17 protein-coding genes and 1 tRNA gene are annotated in these 20,573 nt (G+C 60.4%); 5 read left to right on the top strand and 13 right to left on the bottom strand.

All coding sequences use genetic code 11. The annotated features are described in order from the left end of the window. The first annotated feature begins 169 nt into the window (after window positions 1–169). Window positions 170–1,948 (top strand): acyl-CoA dehydrogenase C-terminal domain-containing protein, encoded by a 1,779-nt coding sequence (locus WBB95_RS02195; protein WP_424486091.1) that lies wholly within the window; start codon window positions 170–172, stop codon window positions 1,946–1,948. Between the two features lie 226 nt (window positions 1,949–2,174). Here WBB95_RS02195 and WBB95_RS02200 read toward each other — a convergent pair whose 3' ends face one another. Further along, window positions 2,175–3,074, bottom strand: a complete 900-nt coding sequence (locus WBB95_RS02200) for a LysR family transcriptional regulator (protein ID WP_078739432.1) — start codon at window positions 3,072–3,074, stop codon at window positions 2,175–2,177. A gap of 209 nt (window positions 3,075–3,283) precedes the next feature. Here WBB95_RS02200 and WBB95_RS02205 point away from each other — a divergent pair, with 209 nt between their 5' ends. The 4 genes from WBB95_RS02205 (at window position 3,284) to WBB95_RS02220 (ending at window position 5,705) form a co-directional block, all read left to right on the top strand. Further along, window positions 3,284–4,546 (top strand): aspartate aminotransferase family protein, encoded by a 1,263-nt coding sequence (locus WBB95_RS02205; RefSeq protein WP_424486092.1) that lies wholly within the window; start codon window positions 3,284–3,286, stop codon window positions 4,544–4,546. Between the two features lie 236 nt (window positions 4,547–4,782). Then, the gene (locus WBB95_RS02210) at window positions 4,783–5,148 is read left to right on the top strand and encodes a type II toxin-antitoxin system RelE/ParE family toxin (protein WP_424486093.1); all 366 of its coding nucleotides are present in this window, start codon (window positions 4,783–4,785) and stop codon (window positions 5,146–5,148) included. Further along, entirely contained in the window at window positions 5,132–5,452 is a 321-nt protein-coding gene (locus WBB95_RS02215; RefSeq protein ID WP_424486094.1) for a helix-turn-helix domain-containing protein, read from the top strand. The genes WBB95_RS02210 and WBB95_RS02215 overlap by 17 nt, the downstream gene beginning before the upstream one ends. A gap of 94 nt (window positions 5,453–5,546) precedes the next feature. Then, the gene (locus WBB95_RS02220) at window positions 5,547–5,705 is read left to right on the top strand and encodes a YqaE/Pmp3 family membrane protein (protein WP_010207008.1); all 159 of its coding nucleotides are present in this window, start codon (window positions 5,547–5,549) and stop codon (window positions 5,703–5,705) included. Window positions 5,706–5,710: 5 nt separating this feature from the next. Here the strand turns inward: WBB95_RS02220 and pqqE are convergent, their stop codons facing one another. The 12 genes from pqqE to rpoD form a co-directional block, all read right to left on the bottom strand. After that, a complete protein-coding gene (gene pqqE / locus WBB95_RS02225; protein ID WP_258538722.1) occupies window positions 5,711–6,841 on the bottom strand; it encodes a pyrroloquinoline quinone biosynthesis protein PqqE in 1,131 nt (376 codons plus the stop codon). After that, window positions 6,834–7,109 carry a pyrroloquinoline quinone biosynthesis peptide chaperone PqqD gene (pqqD, locus tag WBB95_RS02230; protein WP_424486095.1) on the bottom strand — a complete coding sequence of 92 codons (276 nt, stop codon included), beginning with the start codon at window positions 7,107–7,109 and terminating at the stop codon, window positions 6,834–6,836. Before pqqD ends, pqqE begins: the two co-directional genes overlap by 8 nt. Then, the gene (gene pqqC / locus WBB95_RS02235; RefSeq protein ID WP_424486096.1) at window positions 7,106–7,858 is read right to left on the bottom strand and encodes a pyrroloquinoline-quinone synthase PqqC; all 753 of its coding nucleotides are present in this window, start codon (window positions 7,856–7,858) and stop codon (window positions 7,106–7,108) included. The genes pqqD and pqqC overlap by 4 nt, the downstream gene beginning before the upstream one ends. Before the next feature lie 11 nt (window positions 7,859–7,869). Continuing rightward, a complete protein-coding gene (gene pqqB / locus WBB95_RS02240; RefSeq protein ID WP_424486097.1) occupies window positions 7,870–8,781 on the bottom strand; it encodes a pyrroloquinoline quinone biosynthesis protein PqqB in 912 nt (303 codons plus the stop codon). A 71-nt stretch (window positions 8,782–8,852) separates the two neighbouring features. Beyond that, a complete protein-coding gene (gene pqqA / locus WBB95_RS02245; RefSeq protein WP_003194766.1) occupies window positions 8,853–8,927 on the bottom strand; it encodes a pyrroloquinoline quinone precursor peptide PqqA in 75 nt (24 codons plus the stop codon). 158 nt (window positions 8,928–9,085) lie between these two features. Further along, window positions 9,086–11,449: a pyrroloquinoline quinone biosynthesis protein PqqF gene (gene pqqF / locus WBB95_RS02250; protein ID WP_424486098.1), complete on the bottom strand. Its 2,364-nt coding sequence runs from the start codon at window positions 11,447–11,449 to the stop codon at window positions 9,086–9,088. A gap of 59 nt (window positions 11,450–11,508) precedes the next feature. Beyond that, window positions 11,509–12,303: a carbon-nitrogen hydrolase family protein gene (locus WBB95_RS02255; protein ID WP_424486099.1), complete on the bottom strand. Its 795-nt coding sequence runs from the start codon at window positions 12,301–12,303 to the stop codon at window positions 11,509–11,511. Window positions 12,304–12,313: 10 nt separating this feature from the next. Continuing rightward, window positions 12,314–13,996, bottom strand: a complete 1,683-nt coding sequence (locus WBB95_RS02260) for a flavin monoamine oxidase family protein (protein ID WP_424486102.1) — start codon at window positions 13,994–13,996, stop codon at window positions 12,314–12,316. A 166-nt stretch (window positions 13,997–14,162) separates the two neighbouring features. After that, complete coding sequence (locus WBB95_RS02265) at window positions 14,163–14,609, bottom strand: Lrp/AsnC family transcriptional regulator (protein WP_078734923.1); 447 nt, start codon at window positions 14,607–14,609, stop codon at window positions 14,163–14,165. 86 nt (window positions 14,610–14,695) lie between these two features. Then, window positions 14,696–14,772, bottom strand: a tRNA-Ile gene (locus WBB95_RS02270). 16 nt (window positions 14,773–14,788) lie between these two features. Further along, on the bottom strand, window positions 14,789–18,532 hold the full coding sequence (locus tag WBB95_RS02275) for an EAL domain-containing protein (protein ID WP_424486100.1): 3,744 nt from the start codon (window positions 18,530–18,532) through the stop codon (window positions 14,789–14,791). 135 nt (window positions 18,533–18,667) lie between these two features. Beyond that, a complete protein-coding gene (gene rpoD / locus WBB95_RS02280; RefSeq protein WP_424486101.1) occupies window positions 18,668–20,518 on the bottom strand; it encodes an RNA polymerase sigma factor RpoD in 1,851 nt (616 codons plus the stop codon). Window positions 20,519–20,573: the final 55 nt, after the last annotated feature.

The raw sequence follows: 20,573 nt of genomic DNA on the forward strand, positions 1-20,573 counted from the left end.
ATTCACCGCTTTCGCGAGCAAGCCCGCTGCCACATTTGACCTGCGTGTGACTTATAAATACTTAATGGTCACGAAAGGAATCTATGTGTCTGAAAAGTTGTTCGGGTACACTCGGAGCCTGTAAAACCGATCCTACCGAATCACTTTTCATGTTCTCACGAGGTTTGCCATGGCTGATTACAAAGCGCCGCTGCGTGATATGCGCTTCGTCCTCAACGAAGTTTTTGAGGTCGCCAACACCTGGGCCCAATTGCCGGCATTGGCAGACACCGTCGACGCCGAAACCGTCGAGGCGATCCTCGAAGAAGCCGGCAAAGTCACTGCCAAATCCATCGCCCCGATCAGTCGCGGCGGCGATGAGCAGGGCTGCCGCTGGGCGGATACAGTCGTCACCACGCCGGACGGTTATCCACAGGCCTACAAAACCTACGCCGAAGGCGGATGGGTGGGCGTCGGCGGTGATCCGACCTTCGGCGGTATGGGCATGCCCAAAGCGGTATCGGCCCAAGTCGAAGAGATGATCAACTCGTCGAGCCTGGCGTTCGGCCTCTACCCGATGCTGACTTCCGGCGCCTGCGTGTCCATCAATACGCACGCCAGCGAAGAGCTCAAGGCCACCTACCTGCCGAAGATGTACTCGGGCGAGTGGGCCGGTTCCATGTGCCTGACCGAGGCCCATGCCGGCACCGACCTGGGGATTATTCGCACCAAGGCCGAGCCTCAGGCGGACGGTTCCTACACGATCAGCGGCACCAAGATCTTCATCACCGGCGGCGAGCACGACCTCACCGAAAACATCATCCACTTGGTCCTGGCCAAACTGCCGGACGCGCCGGCGGGGCCTAAAGGCATCTCGCTGTTCCTGGTGCCGAAGTTCATGGTCAATGCCGACGGCAGCCTGGGCGCGCGTAACCCGGTGAGCTGCGGCTCGATCGAACACAAGATGGGCATTCAGGCGTCCGCGACCTGCGTGATGAACTTCGACGCCGCCGTGGGTTATCTGGTGGGCGAGCCAAACCGTGGCTTGGCGGCGATGTTCACGATGATGAACTACGAGCGCCTGGGGGTGGGCATCCAGGGCTTGGCCTCGGGCGAGCGCTCCTACCAGAACGCCATTGAGTACGCGCGCGATCGTCTGCAGAGCCGTTCGCCGACGGGCGCCAAGGCCAAGGACAAAGTCGCCGACCCGATCATCGTGCACCCGGACGTGCGTCGCATGCTGCTGACCATGAAGGCTGCAAACGAAGGCGGCCGTGCGTTCTCCACGTATGTGGCGACGCAATTGGACATCGCCAAGTTCAGTGAAGACGCGGCTGCCCGCGAACGTGCAGACCATTTGGTGGCGCTGCTGACGCCAGTCGCCAAGGCGTTCCTCAGCGACCTGGGCCTGGAAACCACCGTGCTCGGCCAGCAAGTGTTCGGCGGCCACGGCTACATCCGCGAATGGGGCCAGGAGCAGCTTGTTCGGGATGTGCGTATCACGCAGATCTACGAAGGCACCAATGGCATTCAGGCCCTCGACTTGATGGGGCGCAAGATCGTCGGCAGCGGCGGCGCGTTCTATACGGTGTTTGCCGATGAGATCCGCCAGTTCATCGCTACGGCGGGCGCCGAGTTGGGCGAGTTCACCCGACCGCTTAGCGCCGCCGTGGATAACCTCGATGAGTTGACCGCCTGGGTGCTGGACCGCGCCAAGACCGATGCAAATGAAATCGGCGCCGCGTCGGTGGAGTACCTGCACGCGTTTGGCTACATGGCTTACGCCTATATGTGGGCACGCATGGCCAAGGCTGCGCTGGGTAAAGAAGCCGAGGAAGACTTCTACGCCAGCAAGCTGGGCACCGCGCGTTTCTACTTCGCCCGCTTACTGCCGCGTATTCACTCGCTGAGCGCGTCAGTAAAAGCCGGGAGTGAATCGCTGTTCCTGATGGACGAGGCCCTGTTTTAAGGGCTTGGAGGGCGTGTAAGCATTCTCTTACATGACGTGCTGCTATTCGTCCTCTATCGCCACATTGGATCCACGGATAATCTACTTCACATGGACGTCGCGCAGGAAGCGCAAAGCAACAACAGGGACACGTAGGATTCTGCCAGGATGGCGGAGTGAAATGGATGTCAGGGAAACAGTCTGCAAAGCCCCGCTTCGGCGGGGTTTTCTTTTGCCCGCGAAAAAGTCAGGCACTTGCCTGCGGGGCATTCATCACGTCTTCCAGCAACGTACGCAGCAACGCCACTGTGGCTTGCTGGCGCTGCACATCACGGCACACCAACCCTACTTTCAACGGCACCCTGGGTTCACTCAAGGGTTTCCACAGCAATGCCTTGCTGTTGTGCTCGTCCTGCGAGCGTCCCGGCAGCACCGTTGCCAGTTTGGTGTGGGGCAGGCTGTCAAGAATCCCCGCCATCGTATTGAGCTCTGCCTGAACCTGCGGGCGCCGCCCCAGGTTGGCGAGTTGGCCTTGCCAGATCTGCCTGACCTGAAACTCTTCCCCCAACAGCAACATCGGCAACTCGGCCGCCTGTTTCAGCGAGACCTTCTTGAATTCCCGCAAGGGATGGTCTTCGGGGATGACGACTTTCAGCTCATCTTCGTACAACAACACGCCGGTCAGCCCCGGCTGGCGCGGCGGCAAGTAGCTGATACCGATGTCCAGCGAGCCATTGAGCAGGCGCCGTTCAATCTCAAGCCCGGTCAATTCGTAAATTTGCACCACCAGATGTGGCTGGGCCTTGCGCACACGCTCCAGCATTTGCGGGACCAGGCTGGTGTGCACGGTTTGCAGCACGCCGATGGCCAAGGTGCGCATCGCCTGGCCCTTAAAGTTGCGCAAGGCCTCGACGGCGTGCTGCATGCCATCAATCAACGGCAACGCGTGGTTGTACAACGTATGCGCGGCGAGCGTCGGCAACAGGCGCTTGCTGCTGCGTTCGAACAGGCTCACATCGAGGTTTTGTTCCAGCTGGCGAATCTGCTGGGACAGGGCCGGTTGAGAGATCGACAGGCGCTCCGCAGCACGGCCCACGTGGCCTTCCTCATACACCGCGACGAAATAACGCAGTTGCTTGAAATCCATAAGACTTACTTATCGAAAAAGCTGGAAAATCGAAATGGCCGTCGGCCCCTTGGGCGCCTAGTCTAGCGCCTATTCGCAGGGCTTACAGGGCCGGATCGGGCAATGAACAGCGTTTATGTTGATGGCATTTACATAGGCAAGGCAAAACACATCCAGTCAGGTGCGGCAGGGTTTACCGACCAAGGTCCGGTTGCCAATGGAGGTGAGTTGTGAACCTGTTTCGTCGCCCCGCGCCGAGCCTTGACGATCTGGTCCTGGATGCCCCGCGTGAGGACCTTTCCAGCGAGTGCCTGATGCCCACGGTGGCGCGGCCGCCTCAAGTTTTCGTACGAGGTCAGGGCTCCTGGCTTTCGGACAGCGACGACCGTGCCTACCTGGACTTCAGCCAGGGCGGTGGCGCCAATAGCCTCGGCCACAGCCCGCAGGCAGTGCTCACCGCGTTGACCGAGCAGATGCACGCGTTGGTCAACGCTGGGGCTGGCCTGTACAACCGCGCTCAACTCAACCTGGTCGACCGCCTGTGCCATCGCACCGGTAGCGACCAGGCGTACCTGCTCAACAGTGGTGCGGAGGCCTGTGAAGCCGCAATCAAACTGGCGCGCAAATGGGGCCAGTTGCACCGCGGCGGCGCCCACCACATCATTACCGCCAGTGGTGGCTGCCATGGCCGCAGTTTTGCCTCGATGGCCGCCTCGGCAAGTGCCGGCATCAATCGATTTGAACCGCAGTTGCCGGGCTTCAGCCACGTGCCTTTCAACGACTTGCCGGCCTTGCACGCTGCAGTCGATGCGCACACCGTCGCGATCATGCTGGAGCCCATTCAAGGCGCAGCCGGCGTGATGCCTGCGAGCGAGCACTACCTCAAGGGCGTCGAGCGCCTGTGCCGCGAACTGGGCATTTTGCTGATTCTCGATGAAGTGCAAACCGGCATTGGCCGCTGCGGGACCTTGCTCGCCGAAGAGCAATATGGCGTACGCGCCGACATCGTCACCCTCGGCAAAGGCCTGGGCGGCGGCACGCCATTGGCAGCGCTGCTGGCGCGCGGCAAGGCCTGTTGCCTTGAGGTGGGTGAGTTGGACGGCACACATCATGGCAATGCGCTGATGGCGTCGGCCGGTGTTGCGGTACTCGACACGGTGCTGGAAAGCGGCTTTCTTGAACACGTACGCGAATCCGGCCTGTACCTGGGCGAAGGTCTTGCCCGGCTGGCCTACCGTTACGACCACGGGCAATTGCGCGGCAATGGGCTGATGTGGGGCCTGACGCTGTCGGACGATTCCGCAGATGCTGTGGTAAAGGCCGCGCTGCATGAAGGCTTGATCCTCACCGCCCCGCAGCCCAACTGTTTGCGTGTTACTCCTGCGCTGAATGTCAGCAAAAACCACATCGACGAAATGCTCCTGCGCCTGGCGCGCGCGTTCTCCCGCGTGCGTACCGCGCAACTGCAATGCCGCAAGGGCATCGCCGTTTAACCCTGATTTCCTGAACCGTCTCGCGGCATACGCGGCGCCTCCAGCCTGATTCTTTTGGCTGGGGGCATTTTTTTGTGCGTGAAATTTTTGGATTGGAAAGGTTGATTGAGCATTCGCGAAAAGAATGGCTTTTTAACGGGCGTCGGCAAGGACTGCCGAAGGGGGCGCGGAGTGTTTTTACGTGCACCATTTCTAATCTGTACCACTGGGTGGTATGTTTGTGGGAAGGGATATCCATGAGGCTCAGGTTGTTTAAAACCCGCGATTTTGCTGATGCGGCCAGTAAGGCTTGGATTTGTGATTCGGAATTGAGGGAGGCCTTTGGCGAATTGCTCAAGGGCCAAGCGGATAATCTGGGAGGTGGCGTTTGGAAAAAACGCCTGAACCAGAATAGACACCGCTCTATTGTGCTGGCTAAGGGGCGGCATTACTGGGTCTATCAGCTTCTATTTGCCAAGCAGAATCAAAGCAATATCAGTCCAAAGGATTTGATTTGGTTTCGGGCGATGGCAAAGACTTATGAAGGTTTAAACGAAATAGAAGTCCAGCAACTACTGGATTTAAGGGAGTTTGTGGAGATTCATCATGATCAAAAAATATGAAAGTGAAGCGTTGGAGTCGATCCACAAATCGGCCGTTGCACTTTATTCAATTGGCGCCATCAGCAAAACCACCCTTCGTGAATATGACGAGGCCTGCTTATCTGTCGTTCCGGCGCAAATTCCGGCTGAGCAAATCAAGCAGCTGCGCGAAAACAGCCATGTCAGCCAGCCTGTGTTCGCCCGCTATCTCAACACCAGCGCCTCCACGGTGAAGAAATGGGAGTCCGGCGAAAAACAACCCAGCGGCATGGCGCTCAAGTTACTCAGCATCGTACAGAAGCACGGGTTGGAGATTCTGGCCTGAGGATGGCCCAGTGCCAGAACTCACTGAACCCTCACGAACGGCCAAGGTCGATTAGCTACACGGCTCACACGAGCCGATTTTTGGAGCTGAACCCATGGACATCATTCGTATCATCATCGCCATTCTGCTGCCGCCACTGGGTGTGTTCCTGCAAGTGGGTTTCGCCGGTGCGTTCTGGCTGAATATCCTGCTGACCCTGTGCGGTTATTTCCCCGGCATCATTCACGCGGTGTACATCATCGCCAAGCGCTGAGGCCGTCAGCCTTTTGCGATGAGCCGTGAATTGCGCTCGTTGCGAAAGGCCAACTGCTCGATGGTCTGAGTGGCATGTTCGGCTTCTTCACGCGCTTGAAGGATGATGCCGTGCTGCTCGGACTTGCTGCACACCGGGTCGGCATTGCTGGCGTCCCCTGTGAGCATGAACGCCTGGCAGCGGCAGCCGCCGAAATCCTTCTCTTTTTCGTCGCATGAACGGCACGGCTCGGGCATCCAGTCGTAGCCGCGAAAGCGGTTGAAGCCGAACGAGTCGTACCAGATGTGCTGCATGCTGTGGTCGCGCACATTGGGAAATTGCACCGGCATCTGTCGGGCGCCATGGCACGGCAGGGCGGTGCCGTCCGGTGTGACTGTCAGAAAGATGCTGCCCCAGCCATTCATGCAGGCTTTCGGGCGTTCCTCGTAGTAATCCGGCGTCACGAATATCAGCTTGCACGGGTGACCTTCGGCTTCGAGCTTGGCGCGGTATTCGTTGGTGATGCGTTCGGCGCGTACCAGCTGTTCCTGGGTTGGTAACAACCCCACACGATTGAGCTGCGCCCAGCCGTAGAACTGGCAGGTGGCGAGCTCGACGAAGTCGGCCTCCAGCGCAATGCACAGCTCGATGATGCGGTCGATCTTGTCGATATTGTGCCGATGGGTGACAAAGTTCAGCACCATCGGGTAGCCATGCGCCTTCACCGCGCGGGCCATTTCGAGTTTCTGCGCGAAGGCTTTTTTCGAGCCGGCCAGCAGGTTGTTCACCTGCTCGTCGCTGGCCTGGAAGCTGATCTGGATATGGTCCAGCCCGGCTTTCTTGAAGTCGCTGATCTTCTGCTCGGTGAGGCCAATGCCAGAGGTGATCAGGTTGGTGTAGAAGCCCAGCTTGCGTGCCTCGGCGATCAACTCGGCGAGGTCCTGACGTACCAGCGGTTCTCCGCCGGAGAACCCCAGTTGCGCGGCACCCATCTCACGCGCTTCGCGAAACACCTTGATCCACTGCTCGGTGCTCAGCTCTTTGCCTTGCTCGGCAAAATCCAGCGGATTGGAGCAATACGGGCACTGCAACGGGCAGCGGTAAGTCAGCTCGGCCAGCAACCACAGGGGCAGACCGATAGCCGGTTTTTCAGGCAAGGGTAATCCAGTGCTCAGCACGGGCGACCTCCATGAATTGCTCGATGTCTTCACCGAGTTCAGGTACGCCGGGGAACTGCTTGTCCAGCTCGGCGATGATGGCGGCCACGTCGCGCTCACCGTCGATCAGGCCACCAATCAGCGCGGCGCTGTCGTTGAGCTTGATCATGCCCTCGGGGTAAAGCAGAACGTGGCCTTTTTGCGCAGGTTCGTACTGGTAACGATAGCCCTGGCGCCAGGTTGGTTTTCTGCTGCGATCAAAGCTCATAGGGTGATCCCTTTATGCCAGACCCGCTGCTCGGTCACGCTGTGATAGGGCGGGCGTTTCAGTTCGTAAGCCATGCTCATGGCGTCCAGCATGCTCCACAGAATGTCGAGTTTGAACTGGAGAATTTCCAGCATGCGTTCCTGCCCTTCACGGGTGGTGTAATGCTGCAGGGTGATCGCCAAACCGTGTTCAACATCGCGCCGGGCCTGGCCCAGGCGAGTGCGGAAATACTCGTAGCCGGCAGGATCAATCCACGGGTAATGCTGCGGCCAACTGTCGAGCCGCGACTGGTGGATCTGCGGCGCAAACAATTCGGTCAGCGAGCTGCTGGCGGCTTCCTGCCAGCTGGCGCGGCGCGCGAAGTTCACATAGGCGTCTACTGCGAAACGTACGCCGGGCAGCACCAGTTCCTGGGAACGCAACTGGTCAGGGTCGAGGCCGACTGCCTGGCCCAAGCGCAGCCAGGCTTCGATGCCACCGTCTTCACCGGGGGCGCCGTCGTGGTCGAGCAGGCGTTGGATCCACTCGCGACGGATCTCGCGGTCCGGGCAGTTGGCCAGGATTGCGGCGTCTTTCAGGGGAATGTTCACCTGATAGTAGAAACGGTTGGCGACCCAGCCCTGGATCTGTTCGCGGGTCGCGCGGCCTTCATACATCGCCACATGGTAGGGGTGATGGATATGGTAGAAGGCGCCCTTGGCCCGCAAGGCGTGTTCGAATTCGACGGTCGTCAGCGGTGTGTCAGTCATGTCGTCTGCTCCTACAATTCAATGCTCATGCCGTCGTAAGCCACTTCGACATTGCGTCGCACCAGTTCCGCTCGCTCGGGGGAGTCTTCATCGAGGATCGGGTTGGTGTTGTTGATGTGGATCAGCACCTTGCGCTGCGCTGGCAACTGCTCCAGCACTTCGAGCATGCCGCCAGGGCCGTTTTGCGCCAGGTGGCCCATCTCGCGACCGGTGCGGGTGCCAACGCCACGGCGCTGCATTTCATCGTCATCCCACATCGTGCCGTCCACCAGCAGGCAGTCGCTGCCGGCCATGATCTCCAGCAACGGCGCGTCGACCTTGCCCAGGCCCGGGGCGTAGAACAGTTTGCCGCCGGTGCGCAGGTCTTCGACGATCAGGCCGATGTTGTCGCCCGGGTGCGGGTCGAAGCGGTGCGGCGAGTAGGGCGGTGCGGCGCTGCGCAGTGGCAGCGGGGTGAAGCGCAGGTTCGGGCAGGCCGGGATGGTGAAGCTGGCGTCCAGCTCGATGCGGTTCCAGGCCAGGCCGCCGTTCCAGTGCGTGAGCATGGTGAACAGCGGGAAGCCGGTGCTCAGGTCTTCATGGACCATGTCGGTGCACCACACCTGGTGCGGGCAACCTTCGCGCAGGCTCAACAAGCCGGTGGTGTGGTCGATCTGGCTGTCCATCAGGATGATTGCGCTGATGCCGGTATCGCGCAGTGCGCGGCCGGGCTGCATCGGTGCGAAGCCTTGCAGTTGCGCGCGTATATCCGGCGACGCATTGCACAGCACCCAATTCACGCCATCGTCGGAAATGGCGATGGACGACTGGGTGCGCGCCTGGGCCCGCAGGCTGCCATCACGAAAGCCTGCGCAGTTCACGCAGTTGCAGTTCCACTGCGGGAAGCCACCGCCAGCGGCGGAACCTAGAATCTGGACGAACATGATTGCTCCATCACGCAAAGCTCAAAACAAAAACGCCCCGGGCGAACCGAGGCGTTGTATTACCCAGCGGATTAACGGCTGGCGAAGTACATGGTGACTTCGAAACCAATGCGCAGATCAGTGTAAGCAGGTTTGGACCAGGTCATATTCATACTCCTACCAAGGGATGGGACGTTCACTACCAAGTAATACATATAGTCCACCTCCAATCGGAGATGTTCAGATATTGCGTAGGAATGTTACGCAATTCTTTTCAAGTTAGCGCTGTCTTGATGGAAAAAGCCTTTTGCACGGTTGGCAATGATCAGCCTGCCATGTGCCAGGAATCCGAAACACGCGGGCCGTTGGCCACGCAGCGCCAGCCGCCTGTGGCGTGGTTGAGTTGTTCTGCGGCATGCAGCAAATCCTCAGGCGTACGGGTTTGGATCAGGTGTTGAAGCTGCTCCAGATAACCCGACGGATGGCCGGCCAGTTGTGCGTGCCAGAGCAGGTCGGCGGCTTGGCCGGCAGGCAGTGACGTGAATTGCTGGGCCAGGTTCTGATTGCCCAGGTCGGCAGTGCTTTTGATCAATGAAGGCAGTTGCCCCAGGAAGGCCTGCAGGTGATCGACGATTCCTGCCAGGGACACGCTCGGCGATTGCACGCCGAACAGCAAGCCGGTTTGCCCGTTGATCTGTCGGACGCCGCTGAAAACCGCGTAGCCGAGTTGCAGTTCGACCCGCAGGCGCTGGTAGAACGGTCCCTGGAGCAGATGCCCGAGCAGGCGCCAGGCGGCTTCATCGGCCAGGGAATGGGTCGGGGTTGGGCAGAACAGCAGCAACGCGGCTTCGCTGGAATCGGTGTTTACCGTGTGCCAGCGGTGCTGGCCGCCGAGCGCCGGAGCGGTGTAGTCGAAGTGTGCCGGCTGCCCGGGCAGGCGCGCCGCCGCGGTTTTGATCGCCGCTTCGCACGCAGCGGGCACACCGAACCCCATGCCTTGCCAGCGCGCAGTGGCCCACGAGGCTGGCGTTCCAGGGGCAGCAAAATTCGCGTCGGCACAGCAAGCAGGCAGCGCCTTGAGCAGTTCACGAATGGCAATCATAGGGCGCGCGGCCTGGACCTCCTCCAGCGGCTGGCCCAGGTGATGCGCCAGCGCGTCGACCACGGCCGGCATGGGTGCGTGCAGGCCGACCATTTTCACCCGCCACTCATCGGCGATGGTGTCGAAGGACACGTCGAGCCCGGCCTGACGGGCATGCTCGCGCAATGGCTGCAGTGTGCTTTCCCACCCGGCGGGGGCGGGGGAGTCGAACCGCCAATGCAAGTAGAGCGCGGCTTCATCGCCGTCATCCGGCAACGCCTGGCTGAATGTCAGCGCTGACACGTCCCGCCGCCCACGGGAGCGATCCTGCGCAAAGGTGCGCAAGCCACGGTGAGCGCTGGTTTGGCCACGAATCAGGCCGGCGCGTTCTTCCTTGATGGATGGGCGCAGGAACGGGTTGTTCGGTGGCAACTGCCAGATGTGCCGGGACGCAGGCAACTGCAGCGAATCGAGCATGCCTTTGAGGGCCACGACATGCTGTTCCGAGAAGTCTTCGCGGTCATGGCGGGCCAGTGCGAGCGCCCGTTGGGTCTGATGTTGGCGAACGGCCAGCAAGGCAAATTCTTCCCGCAGTGGCGCCCAGTCGCTGTGTGCGAAAAAGCTCAACCAGTCGTGCAGAAGCGCCTCGATCCGTGTCGCCGCATCGCCTTGGTCGCCGAGGGTAAAGTCGATGTCCAGCACGGCTTGCCCAGCGAAGTCATACAGCACGGACCCCTGCACGGCCGTGGCCAGTTTTTGTGCCTTGAGTTCGGCTGCCAAACCGCCAGGCGCCGTGGCATTCAGCCACATGCAGAGGAATTCCAATGCTTCGCGTGGGGCGTCACAAGTGATGATGTGATGCAGGTGGTTGTGGGACGTGTGTTCATAGCGGCGCGCGCGATCGCGCATCAACGCAGGCGGGAGGGCTTGAGGGCGCAGCGGCCCTGAGCTCAACCGAGCGCTGAACGCTTGCGCCAGTGCTTCCAGCGTTTCCAGCGGCTGCGGGCCAGCAAGGCTCAACGTCATCTGCCCGCTCTGATAGAAGTGCGTGTGAAATTCCCGCAAGGCCAGCTGAAAGGTCTCACGCTCCACCGGCAAGCTGTCGCGATTGCCGGCATGAAACCCGCGAAGCGGATGATCAGCCGCCAAGCCTTCCAGCAGCGCCACCTGCTGCTGCGCCGCAGCGTCCTGGGACCAGGCGACAAACTCCGCATGCAGCACTTCGCGCTCACGCAGTTGGTCTTCAAGCGCCAGGCGCGGATAGGTCAGCATGTCCGCCAGCCGCTCCAGCCCATCGGCGACATTCGTCACCGGCAGCTCAAAGAAGAAGTCCGTGGTGCGCTCACGGGTGCTGGCGTTGACCTGGCCTCCGTGACGCTGCACGTAGGCCATCAACCCTTCGCTCGTGGGAAAACGTTCGGTACCCAGAAACAGCAGGTGCTCCAGAAAGTGCGCCAGCCCCGGCCATTCCAACGGCACATCATGGCTGCCCGCAGCCACCCGCAACACCGCCGCGCAACGCTTCAAGCGCGGCGCATGACGCAAGGAAACCCGCAGGCCATTGGCCAGGGTCAGATGAAGGTCAAGAGGGTGGGCCAGCGCAGGCATGGGCACTTCCGAAACGTGGGAAGCGGCTATGTTAACAAACCGCAAACAAGCCCGTTGGATCAGGGCTTGTGCAGCGCGCCATACAGTTCGGGGCGGCGGTCTTGCAGGTAGTGATTGGCCGCGCGTGCGTCAGTGATCGACTGGCGATCCAGCTCCCCGACGATCAAGGCTTCGTCCAAACCCGCCTGGGCGATGCGCTGGCCGTTCGGCGCGGCAATGCTGCTTTGCCCGCAATAGTGAATGTCGCCCTCATGCCCGCAGTAATTGGCGTAGGCCACGAAACACTGATTTTCAAAGGCCCGCGCCCGCACGGTGACGTCGGCGACAAAGTCGAACGGCACCATATTGGCGGTGGGCACCAGGATCAACTCGGCGCCGGCCAACGCCAGGCGACGGGTGTTTTCCGGGAACTCCAGGTCATAGCAAATCAGGAAACCCAGCGTCCAGCCGTTGAGCTCCACCAGTGGAAAGTCATCTTCGCCGGCGCTGAACATCGAATGGTCCAGGTCGCCAAACAAGTGGGTCTTGCGGTAGTTGCACAGGCGTTGGCCGTGGGCGTCGATCAACTGCACGGCGTTGTAGATCTGCCCGTCCTCGGCGCGCTCCGGGTAGCCGTAGAGAATCGCCAAACCTGCGCTTTTCGCGAGTGCAGCAATCACCTCCGCCGACGGCCCGTCTTGCGCCTCGGCCAAGGCGCCGACCGCCTCGGCACCAATGTTGTAACCCGTGAGGAACATCTCCGGCAGCACCAGCACATCGGCACCGGACGCCTCGTGCGCGAGCGAATGCAGACGCTTGAGGTTGCCGGCCACATCCAGCGGCAGCGGCGGGCATTGGTACAGGGCGACACGCATGTTCAGTTCCTCAATCAGCCAGGGCGATCGGCCCGATTTCGTCGAACACATCGCCCGGGCCCGGGTTTTCCGGATGAGTGCTGCCGCCAAAGTGGGTCATGATGCCCCACACCGCGTTCAGCGAGGTTTGCACCGCGCCCTCCACCCAGGCTGGGGTCCACGACACATCGTCGCCAGCGATAAAAATCCCACGCTGTTCGGCAGGCATGTCCTTTTGCATGAAATGCGCATACATACGCTGGTTATAGCGATAGTGGCCGGGCAGCGCGCCTTTGAAGGCCCCGAGGAAATGCGGGTCGGCTTCCCAGGACACGGTGATCGGGTCGCCGATGATGCGCGCCTTGATGTCGACCTTCGGGTAGATCTTCTTGAGCGCGTCGAGGGCCAGTTTCACACGCTTGTCGATGGGCTGCGGCAGCATCTTCAGCGCGTCGCTCATCCACGAGTACGACAGGCAAATCACGCCGGGTTTATCGTCGCCATTATCGAACAGGTAAGTGCCACGGGTCAGGCGATCGGTGAGGGTCATGCTCATCAGGTCGCGGCCGGTTTCCGGGTCTTTGTCTTTCCAGAACGGGCGGTCGACCATCACGAACGTCTTCGACGACTGCATATAGCGCGTGCGGTCGAGGGCCATCCACATTTTTTGCGAGAACAGGCTTTCATCGCATTCGATCTGAGTGGTCAGCAGCCAGCTTTGGCAGGTGGTCAGCACGGCGGCGTATTCGCGGGTGTCGCCGTAGTTGTCGGTCACCGCGAAACGGCCATCCGGCGCGTGGGCAATACGCTTGACCCCGGCCCGTGGCGCGCCACGGTGCAGTGAGCTCAAGCTGGTACCGGCCGGCCAGTGGGCGCAACGCTCCGGCACATGGCGCCAGATACCCATGGGCACTTGCGCCACGCCGCCGACCACCAGGTGTTGGTGGTCGTCGCAATTGGTCATCACCACGCGGAAGATTTCCAGCATCGAGTTGGGGAAGTCCGAGTCCCAGCCGCCGGTGCCGAAACCCACTTGGCCGAACACTTCGCGGTGCAGGAACGACAGCTTGGCGAAGGCTTTGGAGGTGGCGACAAAATCGTAAAACGTGCGGTCATCCCACAGCGGCACCAGCTTGTTCCACAGTTCTTTAAGGCGTGGCACGTCACGGTCGCGGATGGCTTGCTGGATATCACCGAACTGCGAACCGGCTTCCAGCGCGTCGGCCCAGGCGTCGGCGACTTCCTGGAACAGCACTGGCAAATCCGAGAGTTTTTGCGCGTAGTGGGTTTGGCCTTCGAGGTCGATCACCGTGCTGCCGGAGGCGGGCGTGAGCGGGTTCGGGAAGGGTTTGGTCTCAAGGTTAAGCTTGTCGACATAGTGGTAGAACGCGGTGGAGGACACCGGAAAACGCATGCCGCCCAGCTCGGCGATAATGCCTTCGGCCCCTTCAAATGCCTGGGAGCGTAAACGGCCGCCCATTTTTGAAGCTTCGTACACCACCGGCTTGAGGCCCAGCTTCATCAGCTCGTAAGCGGCCACAAGGCCCGCGATGCCGGCACCGACAATCGCCACTTCTGCGCCATGGTTGGCGGCGGGAATACTGCCCAGGCCAGCCGGGTGTTCGATCCAGTCATCAAAGGCAAACGGGAAATCCGGGCCGAAGATGGTGATGGGTTTTTTACCGTCGGCGGGGTGGCGATGGGGCTTGCTGATGGTACTGGACGGAATGCTCATGGCTGACCTTACTGACGACTCGGCGGGACGGGCCCGTTGAGTATAGGAAAAGATGGCAGCCAGTTTAGGGAGCGTTGCGTTCGTTATTAAGACGCAATGTGTCGTCGGAATGAATTGTTTTCAGTCAAAGTGACGAAGGTAGTGATCAGATTGGTTGTCCGCGATCCAGTTTGTTGCTGAGGATGATCGACGTGGTGGTTTTTTCCACGCCGTCGACACTGCCGATCTGGTCCAGCAACTGGTCAAGCTGCTCCGGCGAATCGGTGCGCAGCCACGCCACGTAATCGAACTCGCCGCTCACCGCGCACAGCTGCTGAACCTGCGCCATGGCGCTCAGTCTGCGCAGCACTTCCTTGCCCGAACGGGCTTGTACGGTGATGCCCACATAAGCCTGCAATCCGCCGTCCACCACGCGCTGCCCGAGGCGCACGCCGTAACCGGTGATCACCTGGGTTTTCTCCAGACGCGCCAGGCGCGATGTCACCGTGGTGCGCGCAATGCCCAACTGCCGGGCCAGCATGGCCACGCTTTCTCGGGCATTGATCTGCAAGGCGGCGATCAGTTGGCGATCAATTTCATCGAGGACGGGCAAGGTGGACTCCAGTGCAGGCGGCAGTGGGGCTACATGTTACAGACTTCCAGACACACAAAAGCCGCGCAATGCGCGGCTTTCTTGTTTGGTGGGCCCAGTAGGACTCGAACCTACGACCAAGGGATTATGAGTCCCCTGCTCTAACCAACTGAGCTATAGGCCCTGTAACAGGTCGCGGATTATAGCGATGGTTTCCCCGCTGTGCCATCCGAAAAGTCTGAAACCCTCATATGAAGAAAGGCCTCGGCAAAAAGCGCCGGCGGCAGGGGCAGGCTGACGATGTAGCCTTGCATTTGTTCGCAGCCTTCGGCGGCGAGGAAGTCTTGCTGTGCCGGGTTTTCCACGCCTTCGGCAATGATGGTGAATTGCATGCTGTGGCCCAACGCGATAATCGCGCGCACGATGGCGGCGTCGTGGGGGTCGTCGGGCAGGCCGCGTACGAAAGACTGGTCGATCTTCAGGAAGTCCAGCGGCAGGCGCTTGAGGTAGCTGAGGGAGGAATAGCCGGTGCCGAAGTCGTCGATCGCCAGTTGCACGCCCAGGTGTTTGAGTTGGTGCAGCACTTCCAGGGCTTCTTCGGCCTGGCTCATGATGAAGTTTTCGGTGATTTCCAACTGCAAGCAGCCTGGTTCGAGTGCGTAATCGCTCAGCAATTGCTTGATGCGCGCGAGCAGGTTGGGGTGACGCAATTGGGCGCCGGCAAGGTTGACTGACAACGTACCGAAGGCCTCGTAGTCTTGTTTCCACGCGTGCATCTGCTGGCAGGCCTGCTCCAGCACCCAGTCGCCAATCTGCAGGATCATGCCGTTCTCTTCAGCCAGGGCGATGAAGTGTTCAGGTGGCACGTCGCCAAAGGTGGGGTGGTGCCAGCGGATCAGTGCTTCGGCGCCGATCAGCTCTTGGGTTATCAGACTGAGTTTGGGTTGGTAATACAGGCTCAGTTCTTCACGCTCGATGGCTCGGCGCAGTTCGTGTTCGAGTGCCACACGTTCGTTCGCCTGCGCGGTGAGGTCGCGGGTGTAGCTTTCGACGCGGTTGCGGCCCTTGGCCTTGGAGCGGTACATCGCCGCGTCGGCGTTTTTGACCAGGGTGGCGACATCGCTGCCGTCCTGGGGATAGAGGCTGGTGCCGATGCTGGCGCTGATAAAGAATTCGTGTTCGCCGGCCTGGAACGGCGGGGTGAAGCAGGCAAGCAGTTTATTGGCCAGGTGTTGAGCATCGCTGGCTTGCTGCAGGCCGGGCAGCAGGATGATGAATTCATCGCCGCCGAGGCGCGCCACCGTGTCGACGTCGCGCAGTTGCTCCTTGAGGCGTACGGCAATGTCCTTGAGCAGCAGGTCGCCAACGGGGTGGCCGAGGCTGTCATTGATGTGTTTGAAACGGTCCAAATCCAGAAACAACACGGCGCCCTGGTTGCCGCTTTCCTGTTGGCCGTTGAGCGCTGCCTGCAGGCGATTTTCGAACAGTGTGCGGTTCGGCAGGCCAGTCAGCGGGTCGTGGTGCGCCTGGTAGTCGAGACGGGCCTGGGCGTGCTTGAGGCTGGAAATGTCGGCGAACACGGCGACAAAGTGAGTGATCAACTGGTCGCGGTTGCGCACGGCACTGATGGTCAACCAGCTGGGGTACAGCTCGCCATTTTTGCGGCGGTTGGAAATCTCGCCTTGCCAATGGCCGTGGGCGGTCAGCTGATGCCACATCGCCGCGTAAAACGCGCTGTCGTGCAGTCCGGAGGCGAGCAGGCGCGGTGTCTGGCCGAGTGCCTCGGCTTCGCTGTAGCCGGTGATCTCGCTGAAGGCGCGGTTAACGGCGCTGATGTTCTGGCGGGTATCGGTGATCAATACACCTTCGGCGGTGCTCTCGAATACCGTGGCGGCCTGTTGCAGTTTTTCCTGCATGAACTGGCGCTCGGTAATGTCCCGGGCGATGGTCAGCATGCAGTCTTCATCGCCAATCGGCAGTGGTCGGCTGGACAGTTCGCAGAGGCGAATCAGGCCGTCGGCACGGCGGATGTGGCAGACGAAATCGCGCACAAAGCCGTCGCGCTGCATCAGTTCCAGCATGTGCTTGCGTTCGTTGAGGTCAACCCAAATGCCCAGGTCGAGGGTCGATTGGTCGAGCGATGTGGCGCTGGTGAAGCCGGTCAGGCGGCTGAAGCCCTCGTTGACTTCGATCAGCCGCCCATCGCTTTGACGGCTTAGCAGCAGGCCGTCGGGAGAGGCGTGGAAGGCCTTGGCGAACTTTTCTTCGGAGGTCTGCAGCTGTTGCTGGGTTTCCTTGAGCTGGGTGATATCGCGCACCACCACCACCAACGCCTCGGTGGTGTCGAGCTGGAAGGGCTCGGCCGAAATCAGCCCGGTGAACGCTTGGCCGTTGCTGCGCAAGAAGGCCATCTCCAGGTTGCGAATGCTGGTGGTCTGCACCCGTTGCAGCAGGTCGGGGCCCACGCCTTGCACGCCCCAGATATTCAGCTCGGTGGCGGTTTTGCCGACTACATCCTCGGCCGTCAGGCCAATCTGGTCCTCAAAGGCTTTGTTGACCTCCAGCAGGCAGCCATCGGACAACCGCGCGATCACCAGGATGTCGGGGCATTGCTGGAACACCGAGGCAAATTTCTGCTCGGATAATTGCAGGGCTTCTTCGGTGCGCTTGGCTTCGCTGATGTCGATCATCAAGCCGCGCAGCACCGGTTCATGGCCATGCTCAATCAGGCTGACAATGTCACGCACCCACAAACAGCGGCCGTCGGCGGTGATCACCCGATAATCGAGGCTGTGGTCGCGGTTGGCGCGGGTTTCCCGGTAGCAATAGGCCTCGGCGCGGGTCAGGTCGGCAGGGTGAATGATGTTGCGCCAGAAGCCCGGGATCAGCCAGTGGGCGCGGGGGTAGCCCAGTAAGTCTTCGGCATGGGGCGAGACGTAGCTGTAGGTGAAGTCGGTGATGCTGGCTTCCCAAGCGATGGCGGACAGGCTCTCCACCAGGCCGCGGTAGTGGTATTCGCTGCTGCGCAGTTCTTGTTCGAGGGCGACCCGGCGGGAAATTTCCGAACTGAGCCGACGATTAATCCGAATCACGATGGCGAGTACGGCGATCAGCAGCAGCACCGCCGGCAAGCCGTACATCAATAGGTCGGCCCAGAAGGTGCGGTGGTCGGTGAAGCTGCCGACCCAGTGTTGCTGGATCGCGTCGGTTTCCTCTGAACTGAGGTCGGCGAGCACCTTGTCGAGAATGCCCACGAGTATTTTTTGATCCCGTGGCACGCCCATCGCCAATTGATAGCGGTAGGGCGTTTCGCCGCTGACGTACAACCCATCCAGTTTGAGCTGGCGCAGGCTCCAGACGCTGGAGGCGAGGTCGCCAACTACCGCATCCACTTCGTCCGTGGCCAGGGCTTGCAGCGTCGAGCTGACGTTGGGCATGGCCACCAGATTGAGGTCGGGGTGGTGGGTGCGCAGCAATTCGTGGGGCGCATAGTTTTCTACGACGGCAATTTTGAGCCCGTACAGGTCCTTGAGGTTGCGCGGTTTCGCGCCGCCTTCGTGAGCCAGGATGACGATGGGGAAGTCGAGGTACGGGCGTGTAAAGGCCAGGTAGTTCTGGCGCTCCGGGGTGGACATGATGCCGGGCAGCAGGTCGAGCTGGTTGTTTTTCGCCTGTTCGAGCACGGCGGTCCAGTTCGCGGGCTCGATCAACTTGATCCTGACGCCCAGGCGGTCCTGGATCAGGCGTACGTAGTCGGCGGCCAGGCCTTGGTAACGGCCATTTTCGTCACGGTATTCGAAGGGCGGCCATGAAGCGTCCACCCCCAATCGCAGCTCCTGATGGTCCGCCAGCCAGCCACGCTCATCATCAGTAAGCGTCAACGCGCCAGCCGTTGCGGTCCAGGTCAGCAGCGACAGCAGTAACACGGTCGGCAGTCTGGGCATAACGGTCTCGTTATGGCACGGGGAATTGTTCGAGTGTAGACGGGCATTGGGGGGGAGGGGCGTTGCGGGGAAGTTAATCTGTAGAAAGCAATCGGCAGAAAGCAAAACCCCCGGCCTGGGCCGGGGGTTCTGGTATCACTCGTCGAGGAAGGAGCGCAAATGCTCGCTTCGCGTCGGGTGGCGCAACTTGCGCAACGCCTTGGCTTCGATCTGACGGATCCGCTCGCGGGTCACGTCAAACTGCTTACCGACTTCCTCAAGGGTGTGGTCGGTATTCATGTCGATGCCGAAACGCATGCGCAGTACCTTGGCTTCACGTGCAGTGAGGCCGGAGAGTACGTCGCGGGTCGCTTCTTTAAGGCTCTCAACAGTGGCGACATCGATTGGCGACTGCATGGTCGAGTCTTCGATGAAGTCACCCAGGTGGGAGTCTTCGTCATCACCAATCGGGGTTTCCATGGAGATCGGCTCTTTAGCGATCTTCAATACCTTGCGGATTTTATCCTCAGGCATTTCCATGCGTTCGCCCAACTCTTCCGGGGTCGGTTCGCGACCCATTTCCTGCAACATCTGCCGGGAAATACGGTTGAGCTTGTTGATCGTCTCGATCATGTGCACCGGAATACGGATGGTGCGGGCCTGGTCGGCGATCGAGCGAGTGATCGCCTGACGGATCCACCAGGTGGCATAAGTCGAGAACTTGTAACCACGACGGTATTCGAACTTGTCCACAGCCTTCATCAAGCCGATGTTGCCTTCCTGGATCAGATCGAGGAATTGCAGGCCACGGTTGGTGTACTTCTTGGCGATGGAGATCACCAGACGCAAGTTCGCTTCAACCATCTCTTTCTTCGCGCGGCGGGCCTTGGCCTCACCGATCGACATGCGACGGTTGATATCCTTGATCTCGGCGATCGTCAAACCGGTTTCGGTTTGCAGCGCGATCAGCTTTTGCTGGCAACGAATGATGTCCGGTTGCAGGCGACCAATGGCTTCGGCGTATTTGCCTTTGCCTTTGGCCAGTGCGTCGGTCCAGCTTTCGTCAACTTCGTTGCCCGGGAACTGGCGCAGGAAGTCGGCACGCGGCATACGTGCATCACGTACGCAGAGCTGCATGATTGCGCGCTCTTGTGCACGCAGACGCTCAAGGGCACTGCGAACACGCTCAACCAGGCCTTCGAATTGCTTCGGCACCAGCTTGATCGGCATGAACAGCTCAGCCAGGGCCACCAGCTCGGCAATCACCAGCTTGTTGGCGCGACCGTGCTTTTTCAGGGCCTTGCGGGTGATTTCCATTTGATCGGAAACCGCACCGAAACGCTGGGCAGCGATGATCGGGTCTGGGCCGCTTTCAACTTCATCTTCGTCGTCGCTGCTGGCTTCAGCATCGTCTTCTTCGGAGTCGTCGTCGGCTTTTGCCGCTTTCGGGTCGACAGGTGGCGGTACTTCGGCGGCAGGCGGCGCAATGCCGTCGTCCGGGTCGATGTAACCGCTCAGGACGTCAGACAGACGACCACCTTCGGTAGTGACGCGGGTGTACTCGGAGAGAATGTGGTCAACCGTGCCAGGGAAGTGCGCGATGGCGCCCATCACTTCACGGATACCCTCTTCGATACGCTTGGCGATTTCGATTTCGCCTTCGCGTGTCAGCAGCTCGACGGTACCCATTTCACGCATATACATGCGCACAGGGTCGGTGGTACGACCGATATCGGTCTCCACAGCAGCCAGCGCGGCAGCCGCTTCTTCAGCGGCAGCCTCGTCGGTATCGGCGTCCGCCAGCATAAGAGAATCCTTATCTGGCGCAGCTTCGAATACGTTGATCCCCATGTCGTTAATCATGCGGATGATGTCTTCCACCTGCTCTGGATCTGAAATATCCTCAGGCAGGTGGTCGTTGACCTCCGCGTAAGTCAGGTAACCCTGCTCACGACCGAGAACGATCAACTCTTTGATACGAGACTGCTGTTGCGCTTTTCCGGACATAACACCCTATCCACTGAAGGTCTTGGCGGGCAAAAAACAAGCCGAGGATTATACC

The organism is Pseudomonas sp. (genome assembly GCF_049645325.1).
Lineage (GTDB): Bacteria > Pseudomonadota > Gammaproteobacteria > Pseudomonadales > Pseudomonadaceae > Aquipseudomonas.